The organism is Mucilaginibacter sp. L196 (assembly GCF_009765905.1).
Classification (GTDB): Bacteria; Bacteroidota; Bacteroidia; order Sphingobacteriales; family Sphingobacteriaceae; genus Mucilaginibacter.
Genome location: NZ_LMUO01000019.1, coordinates 71,665 through 96,345, shown reverse-complemented (window position 1 = coordinate 96,345; position 24,681 = coordinate 71,665). Strand labels below are relative to the sequence as shown.

Sequence of the window (24,681 nt, the reverse complement as noted above, 5' to 3'; positions counted from 1 at the left end):
CTCTGTATTTTAGGGATTGCCACGCTATCGCTCGCAATGACGTTATATTTAACTATTACAAATGCGTATTACTCCTAAACAACTTTATAGCGATAGCCAATAGAATCACTCCAAAAGCTTTACGCAAAATATTGATACCTGTTTTTCCAAATAGCTTTTCCAGCCATTTCACATTTTTTAAAACGAGATATACAAATATGGTGTTCAGTACAATGCCTACTAATATGTTTTGTGTTTGATATTGCGATTTTAGCGATAACAATGTGGTCATTGTTCCGGCGCCTGCAATTAATGGGAATGCCAATGGGACAATAGATATAGTTTCAGGCATTTCTTCTTTAAAAAACTTAGCACCCAATACCATCTCCATCGCTATAATAAATATCACCAGCGAACCTGCGATAGCAAATGAGGATACATCTAGTCCAATAATGTTTAGTAGTTCGTTACCTGAAAACAAAAAAACCACCATTAATACCAATACCGCGATACTTGCTTTTTCCGACTCGATATGGCCCGCACGCTGGCGCAACTCAATAATTACAGGGATAGCGCCCAAAATATCAATGATCGCGAACAGGATCATGGTTACCGATAGTATCTCTTTAAAAATAAGTGGAGGCATAACGTTAGGATTTACATTTGGATGTTAACCTAAAAGTAAGCAAAAATGCGATGAGAATATAAAATGCTGATAAAAAGAAAACGCAGTGAATAGAAAACATAGTAACAAATCCGGCGGTTATCGGCCCCAATGTTTGCCCTATTGAAGCATAAGATTGATTTACCCCCATTACCTCGCCTTGCCTGTTTGAGGTATTATTATCCGCGATAATAGCATTGAGCATAGGGTTACGGATACCATTAAATAAGCCATAAATAATCATCCCCACACTAAATGTAATAACCACGCCTGTAAAACCAGTATAAAACATAGCTACAAAACATGCCGCGGTAGAGAGTAGTAATATCATAGCCTTTGACGATATTATCCGGGTAAAAAAGGGCACACACAATTGCATAACAATACCGGTAGCAGCAAACCCGGTATACAATAGGCCAATATTGGTATTGCTTAGTTTTAAGTTATCTACACTAAAGGTTTGAAAGCCGATAATCATGGTAAACTGCGCCATGGTCAGTAAAAAACCGATAAAAATTGCGGTACCTATAACCGGCATTTTTAAGGTAGTGATTAACGAAGTAAAGCTAAACCGTTTGGCTTGTACTAAACCCGTATCTTTTTCTTTTATCCTGGTTTCTTTTAAAAGGAACGCTGAACACAGCGCGCCAATAAGCGCCATAAGGGCAGCAAAATAAAAAGGCACTTGCGGGCCAAGTTTACTAAGCAACCCGCCCACAGCAGGCCCTATCACAAAGCCAAAGCCAAAGGCCGAGCTTAATATACCAAACTTTTTCGCCCGGTCTTTACTGGTTGAGGTATCAGATATCATCGCTTGCGCCACCGAGACATTGCCGCCGGTTAATCCATCCAATATCCTTGCAGCAAACAACATAATAACGCCTTGCGCAAAGGCAAACATCAGGAACGACAAACAAGTACCAAACAGACTGATAGCCAACAATGGCTTACGACCAAACTTATCGCTCATAGAGCCCAAAACCGGCGTAGCAAAAAACTGGGCGATACTGAAGGCTGCTGTTAACAAGCCGATAGTTTCATGATTGATACCAAACCTTTTGCCATAAGAATAAAGCAAAGGCACAATAATGCCAAAACCCAGCGAATTGATGATGCATATAAAAACAAGTACGGAGAGTTCTTTATTCTTCACTGGTTGTTGTAACGATGAGGCCGGGGTAAAAGTACTTAAAACAAAAAAGGTTCTGAAAAATCTCAGAACCTTTTTACAATGAGTTATAATTTGTTGGATTAATCTAACGTAGGACGCTCCGGATCATGCGGTAAAACCACTACACCTTTGCGTATTAATGAATGTTTTTTACTGTAAGTAAAATATACAACAAAACCGATAGCCATCCAGATAATTAAACGTAACCAGTTAAATTCACCAAGGCCAAGCATCATTAATAAACAAACTACCGCACCCAGGATTGGCACAAACGGAACCCATGGCGTACGAAATGGACGCGGTGTATTAGGGTCTGATTTTCTTAGGATCATTACTCCTATACAAACTAGCATGAACGCAAACAGGGTACCAATACTGGTCATATCCCCTACTATATCTCCCGGCACAAACGCTGCAAAAATGCCCACGAATACTAAGAATATCAAATTTGATTTATAAGGTGTTTTGAATTTCGGATGCACCTTTGAAAATACAGGCGGTACCAATCCATCTTTCGACATAGAGAAAAATACTCTTGACTGGCCCAATAACATCACCAATATAACAGATGAGAAACCGAACAGAATAGCTACAGTAACCAATAATGATAACCAGTGGTAACTCTGCATATATGTTTCAATGGTATAAGCTACTGAAGCTTCTTTACCAGCAGCTTCAAACTCTTTATAATTAGCAACACCAGTTAATACGTGGCCAAATAATACATATAAAACTGTACAGATAGCTAAGGAAACCAATATACCGATAGGCATATCCCTTTTAGGATTTTTAGCTTCCTGCGCGGCGGTTGATACGGCATCAAAACCAATAAAGGCAAAGAAAACCACACCCGCTGCGCTAATTATACCCGATATACCAAACTTCCCGAAGTCGTTCGCGAAATAATCCAGAAAGCTTTTCTGCCCGTGGAAAAACGCTACCTCACCAGCATTTACAGGTATATATGGCGTATGGTTTATCGGCTTCATAAAGCCCCATCCTATGCTAATAAACAATACAACTATGGCTACTTTAACAATAACAATGATACCATTTAATGCTGCTGACTCCTGTGTACCACGAATAAGCACTAAGGATAGGCATACTATAATAAATAGCGCAGGTATGTTTATTAATCCGTGTACACCATCTAATGATGATTGAAACGGAGAGTGGCAGAATTGATAAGGTATATTAATACCAAAATTATTGAGGAGTTTATTCAGATATTCAGACCAGGCGATAGATACGGTGGCTGCACCAACGGCATATTCCAGTACTAAATCCCATCCTATAATCCAGGCTACCATTTCGCCCATTGTAGCATATGAATAGGTGTAAGCACTACCTGCAATTGGTATCATGGCGGCAAACTCTGCATAGCATAAACCGGCAAGTCCGCAACCTACTGCGGCAAGTATAAATGCTAATGTTACAGATGGACCGGCATGATCTGCGGCTGCAGCAGCGGTTCTTACAAATAATCCGGCTCCAATGATGGCGCCGATGCCCAGGGCAACCAAATTACCTGCTCCTAATGTTCTTTTTAACGTACCTTCGCCTGTTTCAGCGGCTTCTTGTAATAGCTTATCAAGTGGCTTTTTAAATCGCATAAATGTTTTTAATAATTTCGATCAGTTAAGCATCAAACGTAATTATTTTTTTTCATATCCTAAAACACTGATTATGCTATGAATATAGCATAAAATAGCCATAAATTAACCTAATTTATATGACAATAAATTTACATGTTTAAACATTTAAATAAAAATAACTATCCTACATTTGATTAAAATATTCAAGAACAAAAAACAACATGAAAAAATTAATTCTATTAGCTGCTGCTGTGTTATTACAAACCGCGGTATTTGCACAAACTACCTGGAAAGTTGACAAAGCACATGCTCGCTTGCAATTTACTATCACTCACATGGCCGTATCTGACGTTGACGGTAACTTTAAAGACTTTGATGTAACCATCACCACTACAAAACCTGATTTCAGCGATGCTAAATTTGACCTTACCGCAAATGTAGCTTCTATCAACACCGGAAATGATATGCGCGATGGCGATTTAAAATCAGATCATTTCTTTAACGCTGCTGTTAATCCAACCCTTACGTTCACCAGCACCCGTATTGTTAAAACAACAGCTAACCATTATAAATTAAGCGGTAATTTAACTATACATGGCATAACCAAATTGGTAACGCTTGACCTTTGGTACCGCGGAACCATTGTTAACCCAATGAGCAAAGCTAATGATGCAGGTTTCCAATTAACCGGAACTATCAGCCGTGCAGCATTTAACATTGGTGGTATGTATCCAAATGCTATCCTGAGCGATGATGTTACCATTAAAGCTGATGGTGAATTTGCAGTAGCAAAATAAACCGCTCAAATATATTTGAAAGCGCCGTGGTATTAACTCGGCGCTTTTTTTGTATAATTATGCGTGAAAGTGACAGTAAATATTGCTTATTTGCACTATTTATTTATACTTTGCTTTAGCAATTCCATTGCGTACTTTTATAAATTTTCATCACCCATTAATTTAATAACAGTTTGAAAAATTCACCGCTAAAAAGCCAGATAATTAAGCATCTTTATTTTGATAAAGGACTATCATGTGCCGAATTAAGTGAAATATTGGATAAAAGCCTTCCTTCAACAGCAAAAGCCATTGCTGAATTGATTGAAGATGGCCTGGTAATGGAAGATGGTTACGCGCGCTCAAGCGGCGGCCGCAGGCCGCAGGTATATTCCATAAAAGGAGATGCCATGTACATTTTAACTGTGGCCATGGATCAATTTACAACCCGTATCCAGCTAACTGATTTACTTAACAATTCAGTTGGTGATATGATGGTGGTTGAGTTGCAGTTAATGGATAACCCCAACGCGTTGCCTAAACTAATATCTTACATAAACCAATATGTAAAAAGTACCGGTATCCCTAAAGATAAATTTGCAGGCATAGGCATAGGAATGCCCGGGTTTATTAATGTAATTGAAGGCATAAACTACACCCACCTTGATGCCGGCGGCGAAAGCTTAACCCATCTGTTAACACAGGAAACAGGGATCCCAACTTGTATCGATAACGATTCAAGTCTTATTGCGCTTGCTGAACAGCGTTTTGGTATTGCGAAAAACCGTAAAGACGTTATGGTTATTAATCTGGGCTGGGGTATAGGTTTGGGAATGATTGTGAATGATGACTTATACCGGGGGCATAACGGTTTTGCGGGTGAGTTTAGCCACATCCCTATATCAGACAGCAACGCGCTATGTAGCTGTGGTAAACGTGGCTGTTTAGAAATTGAAGCATCCTTGCTGGTTGTTGTGCAAAAAGCTATAGAAGGTATAAAAGAAGGCCGCGTATCTTCTTTAAAATATACCGAGGAGAATCATCCCAAATTAGTTGGCGATGCAATAATGGACGCAGCAAACGCAGGCGATCAGTTTGCTATAGAATTATTGTCGGATTCTGGTTATAAGATAGGTAAAGCACTGGCTATTCTTATCCATATTATGAACCCCGCAAGTATTGTACTAAGCGGCCGTGGCGCTATAGTTGGTAAAATATTATTAGCGCCAATACAACAGGCTTTAAATAAATATTGTATACCTCGTTTGGTAGCGAGTACTGAGTTATTAATATCAGAACTCGGTTTTGATGCCGAATTGATAGGTGCAGCTATTTTGGTAATGGAAAGTTTAGTTTGCGATCAGTAAGAATGGTAAGTTGAAAGACATTGCTTATCTTATTATGCTGATTTTACTTATTTTTTCGTTTTCTACTTCAAAAATAATTACCTGTTCCGTTTTTTTATCGCTCCCGTTTCTTCCAAAAATAAATTCATGAACAATGGCTTTGTTCTCGAAAATAATCGTGTTTATAATCTCCGCATAAAGTTTCGGGGAATGTTCAAATAAATCTGAATACATTTTCTCACATTCTTCAAAACCATCAATTAAGGTTTTATTATCTGAGAAACTAATTATTTTAATGTCATCATTAAATACGGCCATCATGCTTTCAATATCTCTATTATCGAAGGCCTGCATTTGCTTTTCTACAACTTGTTCTATGGTCATGGTATTAATTTGCCTGAGCTTTTGTTATTAGGGTTACAGCAATCTTGGTTGTTACAACCAAACGGTCTAACTAATTATAATCACTAAAGTATTTCCAGCAGATCGGTAAAATGCTCAATCGTGGCTATCTGGCCTTCCTCTACCTTACCAAAACCATAATCGGCAAAAATAAAAGGCACGCCGGCTTTGTGCGCGCTGGTAAAATCGCCCATGGTATCGCCAACATAAACCGGCGCTTTAAGGTTATGATCATTAACAATATCCATAATATTCTCAGCCTTAGGTGCGTTCTTGGTACCGTAACACTGGTGGCCTAAAAAGTAATGCCCAAGCTGACTAAAATTCAGGAAAGTCTCGATGTAATTACTCTGGCAATTACTCACAATAAATAACTTGTATTTAGTTTGCAGGGCTTGTAGTACAAACTCAAGTTGCGGATAAAGCTCGCCTCCCTTTTCATCCAGCATTTCAATCTCATATTTGGCGGCTATAGCCTTAAACTCTTCACGCTGATTTTCATCAAGTTCCGGCAATAAAACTTCAAATATGGCTTTGTAAGTCATACCGGTGATGCTACGTATGGTATCTACCGTAAATTCCTTTTGCACATAGTTAACTTGTTGTTCAGCTTTCTGCCATGCTGCAGCAACGTTAGCGGTACTATCCCAAAGTGTGCCGTCAAGATCAAAAATTATACTGTCGAATTTATTTTTTAGTGAGATACTCATAGCCGCAAAAATAGATTTTTAACGGCGTGATTGTGTTATTTTATGATAAATAACATCTGTAAAGTAAAAAACAGTCTCTAATTATTGCAAATATCAACAATCAATCGTAATATTGCGATACAAATATGGGAACTACCAAAACTGAAATATTTACTGATGAGCAAAACAAGCTGGCGCTAATGCTTAAAGCAATGGCACACCCGGCGCGCATTGCCATTCTGCAACATATAATAAATGCTAACGCCTGTATTTGTGGCGATTTAGTTGAAGAACTAGGGCTGGCACAAGCAACTATATCGCAGCATTTAAAAGAGCTTAAAAACGCGGGTTTAATACAAGGCACTATCGAAGGTGTAAGTGTTTGTTATTGTATTGAGCCCACAGCATGGTCAATGCTGAATAAAGAATTAGGTAATTTCTTTGGAGCATATAAGAATCCCAAAACCTGCTGTTAAAAAAATTTGATTCGATCAATCGTAATATTACAATTAAATAAAAAGATGATGAATACTACCCAAACAACAAACTGGCAAACATTTAAGGATACATTAATACAAAACCCTGAGTTGAACCTGCAATTTAAGTATGCGGAGAATAAACTGGTTGATGCATCCTATCACATTACAGAGATTAAACAAGCACCTATCACATCAGTTGATTGCGGCGGAGTACTAAGTGGTTGGACAGAAATAGTTGTTCAGCTATGGGAGCCAATTGGCCAGCATCAGCGTAAGCCCATGAAGGCTAAAAAGGCTTTAACAATTATTGACGTGGTGGAGCAAAAACTAAAATTAGCATCAGATGGAATAGTGAAAATTGAATTTGGTAATTCTGATTTTGATACCCGCCAAATGTTTCCGAATGAAATTATAATAGATGGCGACGACTTGGTTATTGACCTGCGACCGGATGCTGTGCAATGCAAAGCCATTAACCGTGGCGATAGCTGCGGCACTGATAAGCCAAAAGTAGAATTAAAAAACCTGGCAGGGGCAAATAGCTGCGCACCAGGATCGGGATGTTGTTAATTAACACACAAATGAAAAACATATTAGTACTATGCACTGGCAACAGTTGCCGCAGCCAGATAGCCGAGGGTTATTTAAGGCACTTTGCAAACAACAAAGCAAATGTTTACAGCGCCGGGATAGAAACCCATGGTGTTAACCCAAAAGCTATACAGGTTATGGCCGAGGGTGGCATAGATATATCCAAACATACCTCCAATAACATTGATGAATACATGAATATTGCTTTCGACTTTGTAATAACGGTTTGTGATAACGCGAAGGAGAACTGCCCTTATTTCCCAACCAAAGCACAACGTTTTCACAAAAACTTCCCTGACCCGGCAAAAGCTACCGGCGATTTAAACGAGGTGATGGATGAATTTAGAAGCGTAAGGGATATGATAAAAGCATACTCCGAAAGTTTCGTAAACGAACATTTATCGTAAGCCAATGAGCGCAAATAACTGTAACCCAACCCAGCGAAAAAAGTTATCTTTTTTGGATAGCTACCTAACCCTATGGATTTTTATAGCAATGGGCATAGGTATTGCCCTGGGTTATTTCATACCATCGGCACCTGCATTCATCAATTCATATTCCAGCGGAACAACCAATATTCCCTTAGCTATCGGTTTAATATTAATGCTATATCCGCCATTGGCTAAGGTTAATTACGAAACCATTGGCAAAGTATTCAGCAATACCAAAATATTAGGTGCATCCCTCCTGCTTAATTGGATCATCGGACCTATATTAATGTTTACACTGGCGATAATATTCCTGCATAATTATCCGCAGTATATGATCGGACTTATCCTTATAGGTATCGCCCGCTGCATAGCCATGGTATTGGTATGGAACGAATTAGCCGATGGCAACCGTGAATATGCCGCAGGCTTAGTAGCCATCAACAGCATTTTCCAGGTATTGCTTTACAGCGTGTACGCCTGGTTGTTTATTACTATTCTGCTACCGCTTCTCGGGTTCAAAGGTTCCGAGATCAATGTTACCATTGGCGCGATTGCAAAGTCGGTGGCAGCGTATTTGGGAATACCATTTATTGCAGGTTTTAGTAGCCGATACCTATTAATAAAAGCAAAAGGCAAAGATTGGTATCAGTGGAAATTCATTCCTTTTATATCGCCCATCACATTGGTTGCTTTACTGTTTACCATCATTGTAATGTTCAGTCTTAAAGGTAAATTGATTGTGGCTATTCCTTTTGATGTATTGCGGATCGCCTTGCCGTTGGTGGTTTACTTTGCCATTATGTTTTTAGCCAGTTTCTTTTTAGGCAGATACCTTGGCGCTGATTATTCGCAAAATGCTGCCATATCCTTTACCGCTGCGGGTAATAATTTCGAATTAGCTATTGCTGTCGCGATAGGTGTATTCGGCATTAATAGCGGACAAGCATTTGTGGGAGTGATAGGTCCATTGGTTGAAGTACCTGCTCTAATAGCATTGGTTAATGTAGCTTTTTGGTTGAAGAGAAGACTTTATCCATCAAATTAAACCAACAAAAAAGGCAGGTATAAAACCTGCCTCTTAAAAATCAAATCAAACTTATTCAACTAACCTATTGTTGCTCTTCATCGGCCAAATCTTCGCGGCCGCTCTCATAATGTTTAAGGATCTTGGCCTCAACATAAAAAATAATTTCTTCTGCTATGTTCTTTGATTGATCGCCTACCCGCTCCAGTTTACGGATGATGGATAAAATGTAAAGCGCCTCAGGCAAACTGTCAATATCAGCTTTTATAACGTCAGCAACCGTAGTTGGTGCGGCATCATTAATATTATCTAACACATCGTCACGTTTAAATATGCTACGTGCCAATACGGTATCTTCTTTTTCAAAAGCGGTACGGGTGTCAATCAATATATTCACGGCTTCTTCATACATCCGGATCATAGAAGTGCTTTCCATAGCCGCCTGATCAAAGTTAACCGATGAATCAACTACATACTTAGCTATACTGGCAGCAATATCGCCTATACGCTCTAAATTGGTATTGATTTTTAAAGCTGCTAATAAAAATCTAAGGTCGATTGCTACCGGGCAATGTAACGCGAAGATATTTTCGCAATCCCTGTCAATCTTTAACTCAAAAGAGTTTACTCTTTTTTCTTTTATCAAAACTTCGCGGGCCAGATCCTTATCAAACTGGATCATGGCTTCCTTAGCCTTGTTTAATTGCGACTGTACCAATATCCACATACTGATAAGTTCTTTTTTTAGCCCGTTTATCTCAATTTCTAATGGTGTCATATAATTTAAAATTAAAAAGTCAAAAGTCAAAAGTGATCATTGATTCAACTAATCACTAACCTCTAATCTCTATCATTAACTAAACCTTCCTGTAATATAATTTTGTGTACGCTGATCTGCCGGGTTGGTGAACATTTGTTTGGTATCATCAAACTCAACCAACTCACCCATGTAAAAGAACGCGGTTCTATCACTAACACGAGCAGCTTGCTGCATATTATGTGTTACGATGATCAGCGTATAGTTAGCTTTTAATTCATGAAATAATGCTTCAACACTTGAAGTAGATATTGGATCGAGTGCCGAAGTTGGCTCATCAAACAAAATCAATTCAGGCTGCATGGCAATTGCACGTGCAATGCACAAGCGCTGTTGCTGCCCGCCTGATAAAAACGTCCCTTTTTTATGTAACGAATCTTTAACCTCTTTCCACAAAGCGGCGCTGGTTAATGATTTTTCAACGATAACATCCTTATCAGCTTTTGATATTTTAATGCCGTTAAGCAAGTATCCAGCTACAACATTTTCATATATACTCAAGTTCGGGAAAGGGTTAGGGCGTTGAAACACCATACCAATTTTCGACCGCACATAAATAGCATTCATGTCATAAACATTTTCACCGTCAAGTAGTATTTTACCTTTTGATGTTGCGTTAGGGATCAGTTCGTGCATACGGTTAATACCACGTAAAAACGTAGTTTTGCCGCAACCCGAAGGGCCCATTACCGCGATAACCTCATTTTTGTTTATGCTGATATTTACATCTTTTACAACATGGTTATCACCAAAATAAGAGTTATAATTTTCAGCTTTTACAATTGTACTTTCCATTTTCTTGTTAACACTTTGGTGAATATGTTTAATACTAAAACAAACATTAATAATATGAATGATGCGCCCCAGGCCAGGTTGTGCCAGTCGTCATAAGGGCTGGTGGCATAGGTAAATATCAGGTGAGGTAAGCTTTCCATTGGTTTGGTAAGCGAATATGATAAATAAGGGTTACCAAAGGCGGTAAACAATAATGGTGCAGTTTCACCAATAACACGCGCAATTGACAGCATGATACCTGATAGGATACCCGCAAATCCGCACGGAACGATAACTTTTAAAATCACCCTGTGATAGGGTACGCCTAATGAAAGCGCAGCCTCTTTTAATGAATCAGGCAACATTTTAAGTGTCTGTTCTGTTGATCTGATCACGATCGGCAACATCATAATGGCCAAAGCGGCACTACCTGATAATGCCGAGAATGTACCAAGCGGTTTCACTATCCAGAAATAAACAACAATACCTACCACAATTGATGGCACGCCTTGCAAAATATCAACACATAAACCACTGTAGTAAGCAAGTTTCGACCGTGGATTTTCACTCAGATATATCCCGGCTGCCATTCCAACAGGGATAGCGACCACCGCGGCTACCATAACCATGATAAAACTACCTACCAATGCATTTATTATACCACCGCCTGTTTCACCCACCGGGGCAGGTACACTGGTTAAAAAATGCCAGTTAACCTGGAATATACCTTGTTTTATAATGTAACCTAATACAACTATAAGCGGCACGGTAATTAAAAAAGCAAAAAATACTATGATGCCTTTGAATATCGCGCTCTTGGTGTTTCTTAATCCTATATTTAATTCCATAACAGATTAGTCGTTTGTGAACCGGGTGATGATTCGTTTACCAATCAGGTTAATTATCACTGTTACAAAAAACAATACCAAACCAAGTTCTATCAACGCTGATAGATATTCGGTATGATCTGCTTCAGTAAACTCATTGGCTATTACGCTAGCCATGGTGTTACCCGGACCGAAAATGGCGTTCTTGATACTATCAGCAACCGCGCTGGTATTACCAATCAACATGGTTACTGCCATAGTTTCGCCTAAGGCCCTGCCTAACGAAAGCAATACACCTGCAAATAAACCCGAACGGGTATAAGGCATAATTACGCTTCTGATAACTTCAAAACGTGTTGCGCCCAAACCGTAAGCAGCTTCTTTTAATGGAGAGGGCACCATGCGAATCAATGTTATACCTAATGATGCAGCATACGGGATAATCATCACCGCTAAAATAAGTGATGAAGTTAAAACACCAATACCATAAGGGGCAACACCAATTTTCATCTCGAAAGTGCGGATGATAGGCACCAATACGAACAACCCCCAGAAACCATAAATGATAGATGGAACTGCCGCGATCAGCTCAATAGCATTCTTTAACAGGTCAGATAACCAGCCTTTAGGATTATACTCCCCAAGGTAAATCGCGATAGCATAAGAGAAAGGCACCGAAATAATAAGCGCGATAAAGGATGTAAGCAACGTACCTACTAAAAATGGATAAGCACCGTATATATTGCTTACCGGATCCCATACCTTGCCCCATAAAAACCCTATACCTAATGATTTGATTGAGGGCATAGATTCAACGATGAGCGTTGCCAGTACACCTAATATGATGACCACCAGCAAAATGCTCATTGCTATCAGTATACGCCTAAATATGGTTTCCCATTTAAGCTGACTGTTAGATAGTTTTAATCTTTTATTTTCCACAAACTTGTTGGTTTTCTTATACAAACAATTACCAGCCCCCGATTTTCGCAGGAAGCTGGTAGTTTTTTTTAGAGAATCAAGAGCCCCACCCAACCCTCCCCGGAAGGGAGGGCTTTTAAAAAGAGCGAAATTAAAGTCTCCCCTACCGGGGGAGATTTAGAGGGGGCTAATTCTTAACTCTTATTATAATATTGCTTTACCGTCGTAAGTAGCTGATTTTAATATTTGCTCAGCAACTTTAACAGCCGATTTTGAAAGCGGTGCATAGTTTAACGGAGCGCAATCAGCTTGTCCCTGGTGAATGTTCCACCATAACAATTTCAATAACTCAGTAGCACGAGCTTTTGAACGGCTACCGTAGTTTTGCTCTTTGTATATTAAAGCCCAGGTAAAGCTGGCAATTGGGTAACCTTTAGGGTTATCAGTATCAGTGATAGATACTTTTGAATCTGCAGGGATAACCACGTTGCTTGCTAAAGTTGTAGCTTCGATAGTTGGAGTAATAAATTTACCGCCTTTGTTTTGGATGTTAGCAAAAGGCATATGGTTTTGTTTAGCATAAGCTAATTCAACATAACCAATAGCACCAGGAGTTTGCTTTACTAAACCAGCAACACCTTCGCTACCTTTGCCACCTAAACCAGCTGGCCAGTTAACAGCACTTGCTTTACCAACTCTTTTTGCCCAATCAGCATTTACTTTAGTTAAGTAATCAGTGAAGATAAATGATGTACCGCTACCATCTGAACGGTGAATAACCACGATAGGTAATTCAGGTAAGTTAACACCTTTGTTGCTAGCTTTAATTTCAGCTGCGTTCCAGGTAGTAATTTTACCTAAGTAAATATCAGCAAGATCTTTACCGGTAAGGTTTAAAGCCGCGCTAACACCAGGAATGTTGTAAGTTACAACAACAGCACCTGAAGTCATTGGGATATGCAGAACAGGGGCACTCATTTTAGCTGTTTGATCAGCATTTAAAGGAGCATCTGAATCACCAAAATCAACTGTTTTGTTTGTTAATTGCAATATACCGCCACCAGAACCAATTGACTGGTAGTTTACTTTAGTAGCAGTGTATTGAGAGAACATTTTTGAGAACAGGGGGTAAACAAATGTACTACCTGCACCCAGTAAGGTATTATCCTGTGCCGAAGCAGATAATGTTGCCACTGATGCTGCTAATGCAACAACCGCAACTTTTAAACTTTTCATTACTTTCATGATCTGTATTTTATATTACTTGTTTGTTATTATTTACCAAAAGTGTAGAAGAAAGTCATTCTGTATACCAAAGTGTGATTATCAGCTAAATAACCTGCTGTAGTTTTGTCTAACTGTTCGTTGTACCTTGTAAACCATACGTTTGGCATAAAGTGGATGTTTTTAGCTGGTGTAAAATCTAAACCTGCTGTAACAAATTGTTCTTTAACTGTAGGGTCATATGAACCGTAGTTAGTATTAACAGTGTAAGTATTAGCACCGTTAAATTTGGTATCAGGATTGTAGCTATCGTAACGAGCAAACCAACCCCATTGATTTTTAACAATGGCACCTCTAGCCCATATTGAAAGGCCTTGTGCAGTTACATTCTCAGCTGTTAGTGTAGTTTTATCGGTAACACCTAATCCAAATTGTTGGGTATAGGCCTCAACACCCACGGTTATAGGTGTGCTGTTGTACGAAACAAATATCTTATACATATTGTGCTCTTGTGTACCTAAAACACCTGAAGGAAGAACTGTAGTAGCTACAGGCGTATTAGATTGAGTTTTTGCATAATCCGCGTATAAATCGACATATATTCTATTGTTCAGGAATTTACCCCACAAATCACCATAAAATATTTTGAAGAAACCTGTGTTAGGGTTAGGATTGGTTGCACTTATAGCGTTATTGCTGTTATAAACAGTAGCTAAAGTTGAAGTAGTGTTATCACCGATCATGAAAACATAACCGAAGTTTTTAGTTTTAGGATCAAAAGTACCTTGTAAAGCAGCACCAACGTCATAAGAGTTATTCTTGTGGAAGTCAGTGATAGTTCTTTCAACAGAACGGTATCCCCAAGTTGTTTCCGATAGTGATGTTGGAGCATTTGTTCCACCTTCGTTCAATGCGAAACCAGGGGTACTCAATTCACCAATCACGAAGTCAGTTCCTGGCCAAACTTCTCTTGCACGTAAGTTGAAGTTTTTGATATAGAATGACATTTTGCCATCAGCAAGGTTATCGCTATTTTGAACACCAACAGTGCTGCTTACAGGAAGCGTATTCTCATTAGGCTCAGATGCTAACAAAACTTCAGCTTTGAATTTCTTGTTAATATCGTAGTCGTAACCTAAATAAATACGACGGAATTGGAAAGCGTTTCTGTTACTTGGTGTTTGGTAATAGTTATTTTCTTTACCTTGAGTAGAAGTTAAAGCAGGTGAATGCTGATCATAATAAGCATCACCAAATGCATAACCCCATAATCTTCTTTGTGGATGCCATGCAGTATCAACAGGCTCATCCTTTGCAGCTACTTTAGTAGGTGTTATATTTGCATTAGCTGCTGAGTCAGTTTTAATAACTGTTTTTTTATGCATGGTTTCTGCCGATGCAAAAGTAGTTTGGGCTTCAGTAGTAAAGCTGCTCATTAACAATCCTGTTAATAAAGCTGTACTAAGTAAATACGTAAACGTTTTTTTCATAACGATATGAGTTAATTTTTTTCTTCAAAGGTGCGGCGCTCAGGTTACCTTAATATTAAGGATGCATTAACATTTGGTAATGTTATTTAAATATTAACTCGACATTATTTATATACTCTGAGTATAATTTGATTAATTATTGATTAAATTCATATTAAATAAACAGCTGTTTAGCAGTTATTTACAGTCAAAAACACCTCTTTAAATTTGTTTATATAAAATTAACATAGCATAATCCTGCGTTAATGCCTAGTTAATATCCCGCCTTTATTTTAGCGTTTAAATAACAACAGGCATATGGGAAGATTTTTCCAGGATTACTTTTTAAATGGCGCACAGTTCTACAATCTATTTGATCAAGCTGCTGATAATACCGTTGAAATGGCTGGCTTACTGGTGAATGCGGTAAATAGTGACTTGGCCGATGACCGGGAAGTGATCTTTAAACAAATAGACCGCCTTGAAAATTGTGGCGATGACATCACCCATAAAATATACCTGGCGCTTGATAAGGTAATATTTACCCCTTTAAACCGCCCTGATATTCATACCCTTGCATCGGCCATTGATGATGTTGCCGATTTTATACATGAGGCAAGCGAACGGATATATCTATATAATATTACAGAGTTCACTTCATCCATGATAGAAATTGCTGACATTGTATTGGAAGCGAGCAAGGAAATTAAAAAATCAATTAATATGCTTAGTGCATCCGCAAAAGGTGTTTTAATATTGGAATCGTGCCGACACATTAAACAATTAGAGCATAACTCTGATCAGATATATTATAATGCCCTTGCAGACTTGTTCGCGAACGAGAAGAACGCAATAACATTGATCAAATACCGCGAAATACTATATTCATTAGAAACTACCACAAATAAGTGCAAAGGTGTTACCGATGTTTTAAAAACCATATTAGTAAACAGCTTTAATTATTCGGTTAATAGTTAAATAACTGGCCCCCTCTAAATCTCCCCCGGAAGGGGAGACTTTGGCTTCGCCCACGTTTGATTTTTTAAGTCCTCCTTACCGGGGAGGATTTAGGTGGGGCTAAATAAATAATTACTTTTGCGATATAATGGCAGATACTACTAATAATTCCAGATACGAAAAGCTTACCGTGCTTACTGAAGGCGATTTCCAGGCATTTTTATATGATTGCGATGGAACACTTGCCGATAACATGGGCGCCCACAAAAAAACCTACGTACATATAGCCGCCCAAGATGGTGTTTTAATAGATGCTGCTTTGGTTGATGAGCTAGCTGGATGGCCCGTTGTAAAAGTTGTTGAAGAAATAAACAAACGTTACAACAGCACGCTTGATCCGATTGAATTCGCCCATAAAAGAGAAGAACTCTTCCTGGAAGAATATATAGATCAAACCCAGCCCATAGATTATGTGGTTAATCATCTAAAGGCACATGTAGGCAAAGTTAAAATTGGCGTAGTATCCGGAAGCCAGCGTAGTGCGGTGGAAAGAACCTTGCGCGTACTTGGAATAGCTGATCTGCCTGATGTATTAGTTTGTGCAGGCGAAACTCCGCATGGCAAACCATATCCTGATCCGTTTTTGGCGGCTGCCGAAAAGTTAGGTGTAGCGCCAGAGTATTGCCTTGTTTTTGAAGATGGCGAAGCGGGAACCCGTGCAGCTGAAGCAGCAGGTATGAAATGGATAAGAATCGATAAAATATAGTGCTTGGCAATTAGTCGGGTTAAAATACTGTTTCATCGATTCTAATGCCATTACAATCTGAAAAATTTCCTAATCCCGTTTAAATTACAGAAACTTGTTAAACTAAACTTAACAGGTTAAAATATTTATTTTCAGGGCTTATGAGGAAATGCTACTCGGCAATAATTACCGGTATTTTGTTATTTATTTTTATTGGTGATGCCTTTGGCCAGCATCAGCTAGTTACCGATGCTAAAAAGAAAGCCCTTCATGATCTGTCTGTTCAAAAAAACGCCTTATATACCAGCAGTCATCAACAAGCTTTGGCACAAGCTGCCATTCACGGTTGGAAAATCCGGACTAAAACCAAAGATGGTGGCGTAAAATCATTGCAGGGATTGAATAGCAAAGGCTTCCCTATCTACCTTAAAACTTATGATAATATAATATCCGCAGCAACAACACAAACCAATGCGGTTCAACCCGGCGGATCGTTAGGCCTTAATCTATCAGGATCAAGCAGTTTCTTAGCCAATAAACTTGGAATTTGGGATGGCGGCGCGGTATATGCCGCTCACCAGGAATTTGCTGGCAAAACCATAACCATTAATACTACCGAAGCGGTATTAGATCACTCAACACATGTTGCAGGCACCATGATAGCCAAGGGTGTTTATGCCCCAGCCAAAGGGATGGCTTTTAATGCAGCTACCCTGCAATCCTATGATTTTAATAATGATATTACTACCATAAGCGCGGCTGCCTCAGGGTTAATACTATCAAACCACTCTTATGGGGATGTTGCCGGATGGGACCTGGATGCTAATGGCAACTGGACGTGGTATGGCTTACCGGGCGATAGTGTCGACTATGCTTTCGGCCAATATAGTGACCGTACGGTAAGCTTCGACCAGATAGAATATAATGCGCCTTATTACCTGATAGTGGAATCCGCAGGAAATTCACGCGGCTATAATGGCCCTGCAATTGGCGGCACCTACCAGGGTTACACAAGCGCAACAAACATGACCCTGATAACAAAAACCCGTACTGCTACCAGTAATATTAGCAGTCAACTTGGTTATGATGGTATCGCCACTACGGGCAACGCTAAAAATATTTTAACGGTTGGATCTGTAGGCCAGTTACCATACGGGCCACCAAATAGTGCATCTATTATTGCAAGTTACTTTAGTAGTTATGGGCCAACTGATGATGGGAGGGTTAAACCCGATATAGTGGGTATGGGCGAAAATGTACTATCATGTGGCGCCGCGTCACCCACAACTTATATTACGTTAAGTGGTACATCCATGTCGGCGCCCAATGTAACCGGCTCCTTATATTTATTGCAGGAGTATTATGCCGAGAAACACTCCGGAGCTTTTATGCGTGCTGCTACCTTAAAAGGACTGGTATGCGCGACTGCTGTTGATGCAGGAAACGTTGGACCAGATTATATGTATGGATGGGGATTGCTCAATACCAAAAGCGCGGCACAGGCATTAATTGATAATGGCACAAAAAGCATAATCAAAGAAGATTCCTTATCTCAAGGACAAACAAAAACACTTACCGTAACAGCATCAGGTGATGGGCCGCTAATAGCTACTATTTCATGGACAGATCCTGCAGGTACTGCAACGGCGGATGGTATAGTAAACGACCCAACTATTAAATTGGTAAATGACCTGGATGTTAGGGTTAGCGACAGCACGACTACCTTTATGCCCTGGATATTAGACCCATCAAATCCATCAAGCCCGGCACAAACTGGTGATAATATTCGTGATAATGTTGAACAGGTTTACATCGCAGGTGCTGTTCCCGGCAGGAAATACACCATCACCGTATCGCACAAAAACACTTTAAAATCAGGCGGACAAGCCTATTCACTAATAGCAACTGGTGTGGGAGGATCTGCCTATTGTACATCTGGACCAACGTCAAGCGCTGATTCGCGTATAAACAACGTAACACTATCAAACATAAATAATACTCCGCCGGCAGGCTGTACTACTTATTCTGATTATACAAACCTTACCGATTCACTGGTTGCAGGAAAAACTTATCCATTAAGCCTTACATTGGGTACTTGTGGTAATAATTTCAATAAAGTTGCTAAAGTATATATTGACTGGAATGGCGATGGCAATTTCAATGGCCCGGGCGAGCTGGTAGCAACCACAAATGTTATTAATGGCACCGGAACTTACACCACTAACGTTACGGTTCCCATTACTGTTATACCCGGCAATTACAGTTTAATGCGCGTAGTATTAACAGAAACCAGCGATACCTCGACGGTACAGGCATGCGGCTCTTACGCGAAAGGCGAAACACAGGATTACCGTGTTGAATTTATAAAATCAACCACCGATGCAGGTGCAGTTGCAATCGCCAGTCCGGATACATCCGGTGCTTGCTCTGGCTCTACTCCTATTATAGTTACGCTAAAAAACTATGGTTCTGCATCCATCAGCAATATCCCTGTAACAGTTACCGTAAAAGCACCTAACAATACTATTACCACTTTTAATGAAACTTATACAGGTACATTATCACCATTAGCTGAAGCTAATTTCACGTTAAATTCAACATTTAATGCAACAGCGGGAGCAACATATACCATAACGGCTATAACCAGCCTGCCTAATGATGCTATAACCAGTAACGATACGGCAAGCTCAAAAATCACCATAAACCCAGCCCCAACCGTAAGCAACCTGAATGTTAACTATTGTATTGAAAGTAGTAAATATTCATTTACCGGAACCGGCGATGGAACAATATTCTGGTATAATAACACTACCGATACAGCTCCTATTGCCATAGGATCTCCTGCAATAGCAGCACAAATCCCGGCAAACAAAACAGTTTACGCAGGCCTTAATGATTTTAGCGGGACAGTTGGCCCTGCCACTAAAGAAGCTTTTACCGGCGGTGGATATAATCAGTTTGGCCCCTCAGTTTTGGTGCATGCCAATGCGCCGGTAATATTACAAAGCGCGCGTTTATACATTGGCTATCCCGGTAGTATAACTTTTTCGGTAACCAATGCAGGCGGCGAAACATTATCAAGCACTACCATTAACGCTGCTGCAACCACTACTAACCCACAACCAGGCGCACAAGATGATGATCCAAGCGATACAGGCAGGGTATATAATCTAAATTTACAGATACCCGCAGCAGGAGATTATTCAATAAATGTTACCTATGATGCCAATGTCACCATCTACCGTAATAATGCCGGTGTAAGCGGATACCCTTTCTCTGCCGATAGCGTATTTACGATAACTAGCAACACCGCGACAGGTACAGGTACCAACCCAGCTACTTACTATTACTATTTTTATAACTTAAAGGTAATAAGCGCGGGTTGTACATCTGATGGAAGACAGGCGGCAACACTGGTTAGACCAACTATTACCGGCAATGGTACAGTACTAAGCTCTAATTTTTCATCAGGCAACCAATGGTACTTAAATGACACCATTATAAATAATGCTATTAACCAAACGTACTCACCAACAGTTAATGGCAATTATAAAGTTAGGGTTACATCAAGCACCGGTTGTTCAGATACATCTTCTACTTATGTATATATATCCCCATCTACTTTAACTGATAATGGGGTAGGCTTAACAGTATATCCGGTACCGGCAAATACTATTTTAAATGTACTGTTTGATGCTCCAACCAATACGGACATGACACTTAGCCTGGTAAACAGCATAGGCAGGATTGTATATACTGGCAAACAAGGTATAGCTGCGGGTAATTTTAGCACCATATTAAATGTAAGCAACCAGGCTCCCGGCGCATATATATTAAAGTTGACGCTGGGCACTAAGGTTTATACAAAAAAGATCGTTATTGTTAGATAACGATCTTTTTATATGCTCAAAAAGTGTACTACGCTGGTACACTTTTGGTGTTTTAAAGTTAAAAAAGAGTGATTTTTAGTCATTTTTTTAGATAAAAACACGTCTTTTTGACCTGTTTTTAATGAAAAATGACACCAAAACAGTGTTTTTCAAGCTGTTTTGATGCTTAAAACCGAAGTAAAAACGCCCTTTTTGATGCTTTTTAGGGCGATTTTGGGCATAAAAGTGTACCAAATGTACCAATTGTTTCACTTACACATGATACGGTACAGTAGTAATGAGTACTGCGAAAACGGATTTCGCGCTAGTGATAATTCAGAATACTAAAAGGTATATTTTAATCCGATGCCGGGAGCAAGATCAAAGTATGGGCCACTGGCCAGCTCTATCCTTGGATCAAGATCAAGGCTTATGGCTATAGGCGCTTGGGGAAAAGTATATTCAAGACCAATAACTCCATCTGCTCCTAATAAAATATGGTTGTTGTTATAATATTCACTGCCGTTAAAATTGTCAATTTCGCCCTTGCCCACAGAACCGATATGGGCACCGAATCCATAATAGAACTTTAATGCGGGCACATTAAAGGCTTCCTGGTTTAATTCATACAAGCCGGTTAAAACAAGTCCGTGATTCTTGAAGCCGATTATACCTTCATAAGATATATCACTGGTAGGAAAGTATTTAATGCTTACCCCACTTTCAAATGGGCCAAATTTTAATCCTACAGCAGTTTTATAATCCTGTCCGCCCTGCGTTTGCGAATCCTGTGCCTGCGACCTGTTAGTCATTAGCAAAAAGGAAGCTGAAATAAACAATGTTATTAGTACTTTTTTCATCAATAGGTAGTTTTGTGAGTATAAATGTTACAATCAGTAAACGGCCAAAATTAAGTTTTATGGCTTTGTTATCTAAAAAATAAATATTACAACCGGCAAACTAGCTGTGTGTCAATAAAAAACAATTCTATTTTTAACAGTACAATGCACCAAAATAAACTAAATTAGTGCGGTTATCCCGGCAAAGCATTGCGGATATTTTTAACCACATTATAATAAATGCGAAATTCCATCATAATAAAAAAAGCATGTTATGTGCTCTCATTTTTACTTGTCATCTCTACCCTCCATGCCTGCGTGCAGGGAGCTTTAAATGATACCAGCGGTAAGGAATATACTAACGGCATGGTTGTTTGCGCTTACCCTGATGCATCAAAGGTTGGGCTGGCCATCCTTCAAAAGGGCGGCAATGCCGTTGATGCTGCCATTGCTGTACAATTCGCGCTTGCGGTAACATTACCACAGGCCGGCAATATAGGCGGCGGCGGATTTATGGTATATCGTGCTGCCGATGGCCAAAGCAATACACTCGATTTCAGAGAAAAAGCACCCGCCGCCGCAACTACCAACATGTACCTTGATTCAGCGGGCAATCCAATACCTGATATGAGTTTATATACTCATAAAGCATCGGGTGTACCGGGTTCTGTTGATGGCATGATTGAGGCGCATAATAAATACGGCAAATTAAAATGGGCCGATCTTGTTCAGCCCGCGATTGATTTGGCTGCCGATGGGTTTAAAGTTACAGCTAAACTTGCCGCGGGATTAAATGAATCACAGGGGATATTTAAAAGGTTGAATCCCGGCAAATCTTATATGCTAAAAGATACACCGTGGAAAGAAGGTGATTTATTAGTTCAGAGTGACTTGGCGAAAACGCTAGAGCTCATTCGTGATAAAGGTCGCGCAGGCTTTTACGAGGGCGAAGTTGCCGATGAAATGGTAGCCGAAATGAAAGGTGGCGATGGCATCATCACCAAAGCTGATCTTAAAAATTACCATGCCGTTTGGCGTAAACCTATCATCGGTAAGTATAAAAATTATACTATTATTACTATGCCCCCTCCCTCAAGCGGTGGTATTGCCTTAATTCAATTATTAAAATCAGTTGAGAAATATCCTTTACAACGATGGGGCTATAACCAGGATTCAACCGTACAATTAATGGTTGAGGCAGAGCGCCGCGTTTATGCTGACCGTTCAAAATACTTAGGTGATCCTGACTTTTATAAGGTACCTGTTGACAGCTTGTTAAATCCTGCCTATATCGCGCAGCGGATGCAAAGCTTTAACTGGAACGCAGCTACTCCAAGTACAGCAATACAGCCGGGAACTTTCATAGGTTATGAAAGTAATCAGACCACGCACTATTGCGTTGTTGATCGTGATGGGAATGCGGTATCCATCACCACCACACTTAATGATACATTCGGGTCGAAAATATTTGTTAAAGGCGCAGGCTTTCTACTGAATAACGAGATGGATGATTTTAGCGAAAAACCCGGCGTTCCGAATATGTACGGTTTGGTTGGCGGCAAAGCTAATAGTATACAGCCCGGCAAACGGATGTTATCATCCATGACACCAACTATTGTTGAAAAGGACGGTAAGCTTTTTATGGTGGTAGGCACGCCGGGAGGGTCAACTATTATCACTTCTGTATTTCAAACCATATTAAACGCGATTGAATTCAATATGGATATGCAACAAGCCGTTGCTGCAAAACGTTTCCATAACCAATGGTTACCGGATGAAGTGGATGTTGAGGCAGGAGCAATAGATAGCCTCACTCGCCAAAAGTTGCAAAAGAAGGGCTACAAAATTGCAGATCATAAACCGATAGGCCGTGTTGATGCAATTTTGAAAACAAAATGGGGTTATTATGAAGGCGGTGCCGATCCACGTGGCGATGACACCAAACTTGGATGGTAAATTTTACGAAGCCGAAAATTACTTATGTTTGTGAGATATGCGTAACAATGTAAAAAGCCAGGAAACCATCGACTATTTTTTGAAGATAGTATGGCAAACTGTTGCAAACAGGTATAACCAATTGGTAACAGAATTTGGCATTACGCAATCAATAGGGTATTTATTGATCAATATTGATGAACAGGAAGGCACTACTGTATCAAAAGCGGCGGCTTTGCTGGGGCTTAAATCAACCAGTTTATCGCGCATGCTTAACCAACTGGAGGAAACAGGGCTTATCTATCGGGAATCAAACCCCGGTGACAAGCGATCTGTTAAAATTTATTTAACAGAACTAGGTAAAGAGAAGCGACACCTTGCCCGGGGTGTTGTTAAACAATTTAATAACTACCTGAATGACCACATTAATGAGGCCGATAAACAATATCTGATCAATATGCTCGAGAAGATAAATCAGCTAACCCTAAATTACAAGCCATAAATGGCTCAAAAAAAGTATTTTCACCACAATAAATTCCGATTTACAAGGTTAAATCACAATAATATTGTTAAAAAATGTTAACCTGCCGTTTTTGAATTATAAAAGAATAAATTTGCCGTTTGAAATTTAAATGAACAGGATACTGCTAGTTATTGCACTTTTTTATGTTTGCTGTACTATTGCCTGTACTAAATCATCATTATACGGGCCTGAACAGTACGCGGCACAAAAAAAAATTGATGATTCAATTGTAAGCAATTACATCAGGAGCAAGGGATTAGAAGGTAAGTTTAAGCATGTACAAAACAATGACACAATTGGTGTTTATTATATGGTGATTGATACAGGATCGACTAATACTCTTTTTACAAGTTCAACACAAGTAACCGTTGGGGATACCGCAAGCTATATTAACAGTAATGGCACTTCCGAAACCCAATTTTATGAGACCAACATTTTTCATCCCACTTATACATTGTCAAGTGTAATTCTGGGTTGGCAAGTAGGAATCCCTATGGGTACGGCAGGTGGCGAGATCCGTTTACTTATACCATCACGCTATGCATATGGCCATTATGCCCAACCAGGTTTAGGACTACCTGAAAATGCAATTCTTGATTTTTCGATACGAATTTATAGTGTAACTAATTAATTA

24 protein-coding genes are annotated in these 24,681 nt (G+C 39.5%); 12 read left to right on the top strand and 12 right to left on the bottom strand.

The features are described from left to right. Positions 1 to 55: 55 nt before the first annotated feature. From GSQ74_RS16850 to GSQ74_RS16840, 3 genes are all read right to left on the bottom strand, one after another. Positions 56 to 625, bottom strand: coding sequence for a MarC family protein (locus GSQ74_RS16850; protein WP_158995399.1), 570 nt, complete (start codon positions 623 to 625; stop codon positions 56 to 58). 4 nt (positions 626 to 629) lie between these two features. Next, positions 630 to 1,796, bottom strand: coding sequence for an MFS transporter (locus GSQ74_RS16845; RefSeq protein ID WP_158995398.1), 1,167 nt, complete (start codon positions 1,794 to 1,796; stop codon positions 630 to 632). Between the two features lie 98 nt (positions 1,797 to 1,894). Continuing rightward, positions 1,895 to 3,427, bottom strand: coding sequence for an amino acid permease (locus tag GSQ74_RS16840; protein ID WP_158995397.1), 1,533 nt, complete (start codon positions 3,425 to 3,427; stop codon positions 1,895 to 1,897). 203 nt (positions 3,428 to 3,630) lie between these two features. Here GSQ74_RS16840 and GSQ74_RS16835 point away from each other — a divergent pair, with 203 nt between their 5' ends. Together GSQ74_RS16835 and GSQ74_RS16830 are read left to right on the top strand one after the other, a co-directional pair. After that, on the top strand, positions 3,631 to 4,206 hold the full coding sequence (locus GSQ74_RS16835; protein WP_158995396.1) for a YceI family protein: 576 nt from the start codon (positions 3,631 to 3,633) through the stop codon (positions 4,204 to 4,206). A gap of 173 nt (positions 4,207 to 4,379) precedes the next feature. Beyond that, a complete protein-coding gene (locus tag GSQ74_RS16830; RefSeq protein ID WP_158995395.1) occupies positions 4,380 to 5,552 on the top strand; it encodes an ROK family transcriptional regulator in 1,173 nt (390 codons plus the stop codon). 24 nt (positions 5,553 to 5,576) lie between these two features. Here the strand turns inward: GSQ74_RS16830 and GSQ74_RS16825 are convergent, their stop codons facing one another. Both GSQ74_RS16825 and GSQ74_RS16820 read right to left on the bottom strand, forming a co-directional pair. Beyond that, entirely contained in the window at positions 5,577 to 5,915 is a 339-nt protein-coding gene (locus GSQ74_RS16825) for a nuclear transport factor 2 family protein (protein WP_158995394.1), read from the bottom strand. Between the two features lie 83 nt (positions 5,916 to 5,998). Then, on the bottom strand, positions 5,999 to 6,643 hold the full coding sequence (locus GSQ74_RS16820) for an HAD family hydrolase (RefSeq protein ID WP_158995393.1): 645 nt from the start codon (positions 6,641 to 6,643) through the stop codon (positions 5,999 to 6,001). Positions 6,644 to 6,768: 125 nt separating this feature from the next. Here GSQ74_RS16820 and GSQ74_RS16815 point away from each other — a divergent pair, with 125 nt between their 5' ends. Genes GSQ74_RS16815 through arsB form a run of 4 tightly spaced genes read left to right on the top strand, consistent with a single transcriptional unit; the run spans position 6,769 to position 9,168 of the window. Further along, positions 6,769 to 7,098 (top strand): helix-turn-helix transcriptional regulator, encoded by a 330-nt coding sequence (locus GSQ74_RS16815; protein ID WP_158995392.1) that lies wholly within the window; start codon positions 6,769 to 6,771, stop codon positions 7,096 to 7,098. A gap of 45 nt (positions 7,099 to 7,143) precedes the next feature. Next, positions 7,144 to 7,671 (top strand): DUF6428 family protein, encoded by a 528-nt coding sequence (locus GSQ74_RS16810; protein WP_254060908.1) that lies wholly within the window; start codon positions 7,144 to 7,146, stop codon positions 7,669 to 7,671. Between the two features lie 11 nt (positions 7,672 to 7,682). Further along, positions 7,683 to 8,099 (top strand): arsenate reductase ArsC, encoded by a 417-nt coding sequence (locus GSQ74_RS16805; RefSeq protein WP_158995391.1) that lies wholly within the window; start codon positions 7,683 to 7,685, stop codon positions 8,097 to 8,099. Positions 8,100 to 8,103: 4 nt separating this feature from the next. Further along, a complete protein-coding gene (gene arsB, locus GSQ74_RS16800) occupies positions 8,104 to 9,168 on the top strand; it encodes an ACR3 family arsenite efflux transporter (RefSeq protein WP_158995390.1) in 1,065 nt (354 codons plus the stop codon). A gap of 64 nt (positions 9,169 to 9,232) precedes the next feature. On the opposite strand, the gene phoU is transcribed toward arsB, so the two are convergent. The 6 genes from phoU to GSQ74_RS16770 all read right to left on the bottom strand — a co-directional run bounded on the left by phoU (position 9,233) and on the right by GSQ74_RS16770 (position 15,200). Beyond that, positions 9,233 to 9,925: a phosphate signaling complex protein PhoU gene (gene phoU, locus GSQ74_RS16795; protein ID WP_158995389.1), complete on the bottom strand. Its 693-nt coding sequence runs from the start codon at positions 9,923 to 9,925 to the stop codon at positions 9,233 to 9,235. A 75-nt stretch (positions 9,926 to 10,000) separates the two neighbouring features. Beyond that, the gene (pstB, locus tag GSQ74_RS16790) at positions 10,001 to 10,759 is read right to left on the bottom strand and encodes a phosphate ABC transporter ATP-binding protein PstB (protein ID WP_158995388.1); all 759 of its coding nucleotides are present in this window, start codon (positions 10,757 to 10,759) and stop codon (positions 10,001 to 10,003) included. After that, positions 10,741 to 11,586 carry a phosphate ABC transporter permease PstA gene (pstA, locus tag GSQ74_RS16785; RefSeq protein ID WP_158995387.1) on the bottom strand — a complete coding sequence of 282 codons (846 nt, stop codon included), beginning with the start codon at positions 11,584 to 11,586 and terminating at the stop codon, positions 10,741 to 10,743. The genes pstB and pstA overlap by 19 nt, the downstream gene beginning before the upstream one ends. Positions 11,587 to 11,592: 6 nt before the next feature. After that, a complete protein-coding gene (pstC, locus tag GSQ74_RS16780) occupies positions 11,593 to 12,507 on the bottom strand; it encodes a phosphate ABC transporter permease subunit PstC (RefSeq protein ID WP_216846773.1) in 915 nt (304 codons plus the stop codon). Between the two features lie 183 nt (positions 12,508 to 12,690). Further along, positions 12,691 to 13,731, bottom strand: a complete 1,041-nt coding sequence (gene pstS, locus GSQ74_RS16775; protein WP_158995386.1) for a phosphate ABC transporter substrate-binding protein PstS — start codon at positions 13,729 to 13,731, stop codon at positions 12,691 to 12,693. A 29-nt stretch (positions 13,732 to 13,760) separates the two neighbouring features. Beyond that, complete coding sequence (locus tag GSQ74_RS16770) at positions 13,761 to 15,200, bottom strand: hypothetical protein (RefSeq protein ID WP_158995385.1); 1,440 nt, start codon at positions 15,198 to 15,200, stop codon at positions 13,761 to 13,763. 297 nt (positions 15,201 to 15,497) lie between these two features. Here GSQ74_RS16770 and GSQ74_RS16765 point away from each other — a divergent pair, with 297 nt between their 5' ends. The 3 genes from GSQ74_RS16765 (at position 15,498) to GSQ74_RS16755 (ending at position 20,771) form a co-directional block, all read left to right on the top strand. After that, complete coding sequence (locus tag GSQ74_RS16765; protein WP_158995384.1) at positions 15,498 to 16,157, top strand: DUF47 domain-containing protein; 660 nt, start codon at positions 15,498 to 15,500, stop codon at positions 16,155 to 16,157. A 127-nt stretch (positions 16,158 to 16,284) separates the two neighbouring features. After that, on the top strand, positions 16,285 to 16,902 hold the full coding sequence (locus GSQ74_RS16760) for an HAD family phosphatase (protein ID WP_158995383.1): 618 nt from the start codon (positions 16,285 to 16,287) through the stop codon (positions 16,900 to 16,902). Between the two features lie 140 nt (positions 16,903 to 17,042). Continuing rightward, positions 17,043 to 20,771, top strand: a complete 3,729-nt coding sequence (locus tag GSQ74_RS16755) for a S8/S53 family peptidase (RefSeq protein WP_158995382.1) — start codon at positions 17,043 to 17,045, stop codon at positions 20,769 to 20,771. A 323-nt stretch (positions 20,772 to 21,094) separates the two neighbouring features. On the opposite strand, the gene GSQ74_RS16750 is transcribed toward GSQ74_RS16755, so the two are convergent. Beyond that, a complete protein-coding gene (locus GSQ74_RS16750; RefSeq protein WP_158995381.1) occupies positions 21,095 to 21,610 on the bottom strand; it encodes a hypothetical protein in 516 nt (171 codons plus the stop codon). Between the two features lie 219 nt (positions 21,611 to 21,829). Here GSQ74_RS16750 and ggt point away from each other — a divergent pair, with 219 nt between their 5' ends. The 3 genes from ggt (at position 21,830) to GSQ74_RS16735 (ending at position 24,678) form a co-directional block, all read left to right on the top strand. Continuing rightward, positions 21,830 to 23,545 carry a gamma-glutamyltransferase gene (gene ggt / locus GSQ74_RS16745; RefSeq protein WP_158995380.1) on the top strand — a complete coding sequence of 572 codons (1,716 nt, stop codon included), beginning with the start codon at positions 21,830 to 21,832 and terminating at the stop codon, positions 23,543 to 23,545. A gap of 37 nt (positions 23,546 to 23,582) precedes the next feature. Next, positions 23,583 to 24,026, top strand: coding sequence for a MarR family winged helix-turn-helix transcriptional regulator (locus GSQ74_RS16740; RefSeq protein WP_158995379.1), 444 nt, complete (start codon positions 23,583 to 23,585; stop codon positions 24,024 to 24,026). A gap of 130 nt (positions 24,027 to 24,156) precedes the next feature. Next, positions 24,157 to 24,678 carry an FKBP-type peptidyl-prolyl cis-trans isomerase gene (locus tag GSQ74_RS16735; RefSeq protein ID WP_158995378.1) on the top strand — a complete coding sequence of 174 codons (522 nt, stop codon included), beginning with the start codon at positions 24,157 to 24,159 and terminating at the stop codon, positions 24,676 to 24,678. Positions 24,679 to 24,681 lie beyond the last annotated feature (3 nt).

What these genes read in the sequence shown, in the direction of transcription:
- GSQ74_RS16850 (WP_158995399.1), bottom strand. Translation starts at nt 625, where the DNA reads ATGCCTCCACTTATTTTTAAAGAGATACTATCGGTAACCATGATCCTG.
- GSQ74_RS16840 (WP_158995397.1), bottom strand. Translation starts at nt 3,427, where the DNA reads ATGCGATTTAAAAAGCCACTTGATAAGCTATTACAAGAAGCCGCTGAA.
- GSQ74_RS16835 (WP_158995396.1), top strand. Translation starts at nt 3,631, where the DNA reads ATGAAAAAATTAATTCTATTAGCTGCTGCTGTGTTATTACAAACCGCG.
- GSQ74_RS16825 (WP_158995394.1), bottom strand. Translation starts at nt 5,915, where the DNA reads ATGACCATAGAACAAGTTGTAGAAAAGCAAATGCAGGCCTTCGATAAT.
- GSQ74_RS16820 (WP_158995393.1), bottom strand. Translation starts at nt 6,643, where the DNA reads ATGAGTATCTCACTAAAAAATAAATTCGACAGTATAATTTTTGATCTT.
- GSQ74_RS16815 (WP_158995392.1), top strand. Translation starts at nt 6,769, where the DNA reads ATGGGAACTACCAAAACTGAAATATTTACTGATGAGCAAAACAAGCTG.
- GSQ74_RS16810 (WP_254060908.1), top strand. Translation starts at nt 7,144, where the DNA reads ATGATGAATACTACCCAAACAACAAACTGGCAAACATTTAAGGATACA.
- GSQ74_RS16805 (WP_158995391.1), top strand. Translation starts at nt 7,683, where the DNA reads ATGAAAAACATATTAGTACTATGCACTGGCAACAGTTGCCGCAGCCAG.
- arsB (WP_158995390.1), top strand. Translation starts at nt 8,104, where the DNA reads ATGAGCGCAAATAACTGTAACCCAACCCAGCGAAAAAAGTTATCTTTT.
- phoU (WP_158995389.1), bottom strand. Translation starts at nt 9,925, where the DNA reads ATGACACCATTAGAAATTGAGATAAACGGGCTAAAAAAAGAACTTATC.
- pstB (WP_158995388.1), bottom strand. Translation starts at nt 10,759, where the DNA reads ATGGAAAGTACAATTGTAAAAGCTGAAAATTATAACTCTTATTTTGGT.
- pstA (WP_158995387.1), bottom strand. Translation starts at nt 11,586, where the DNA reads ATGGAATTAAATATAGGATTAAGAAACACCAAGAGCGCGATATTCAAA.
- pstS (WP_158995386.1), bottom strand. Translation starts at nt 13,731, where the DNA reads ATGAAAGTAATGAAAAGTTTAAAAGTTGCGGTTGTTGCATTAGCAGCA.
- GSQ74_RS16770 (WP_158995385.1), bottom strand. Translation starts at nt 15,200, where the DNA reads ATGAAAAAAACGTTTACGTATTTACTTAGTACAGCTTTATTAACAGGA.
- GSQ74_RS16765 (WP_158995384.1), top strand. Translation starts at nt 15,498, where the DNA reads ATGGGAAGATTTTTCCAGGATTACTTTTTAAATGGCGCACAGTTCTAC.
- GSQ74_RS16760 (WP_158995383.1), top strand. Translation starts at nt 16,285, where the DNA reads ATGGCAGATACTACTAATAATTCCAGATACGAAAAGCTTACCGTGCTT.
- GSQ74_RS16755 (WP_158995382.1), top strand. Translation starts at nt 17,043, where the DNA reads ATGAGGAAATGCTACTCGGCAATAATTACCGGTATTTTGTTATTTATT.
- GSQ74_RS16750 (WP_158995381.1), bottom strand. Translation starts at nt 21,610, where the DNA reads ATGAAAAAAGTACTAATAACATTGTTTATTTCAGCTTCCTTTTTGCTA.
- ggt (WP_158995380.1), top strand. Translation starts at nt 21,830, where the DNA reads ATGCGAAATTCCATCATAATAAAAAAAGCATGTTATGTGCTCTCATTT.
- GSQ74_RS16740 (WP_158995379.1), top strand. Translation starts at nt 23,583, where the DNA reads ATGCGTAACAATGTAAAAAGCCAGGAAACCATCGACTATTTTTTGAAG.
- GSQ74_RS16735 (WP_158995378.1), top strand. Translation starts at nt 24,157, where the DNA reads ATGAACAGGATACTGCTAGTTATTGCACTTTTTTATGTTTGCTGTACT.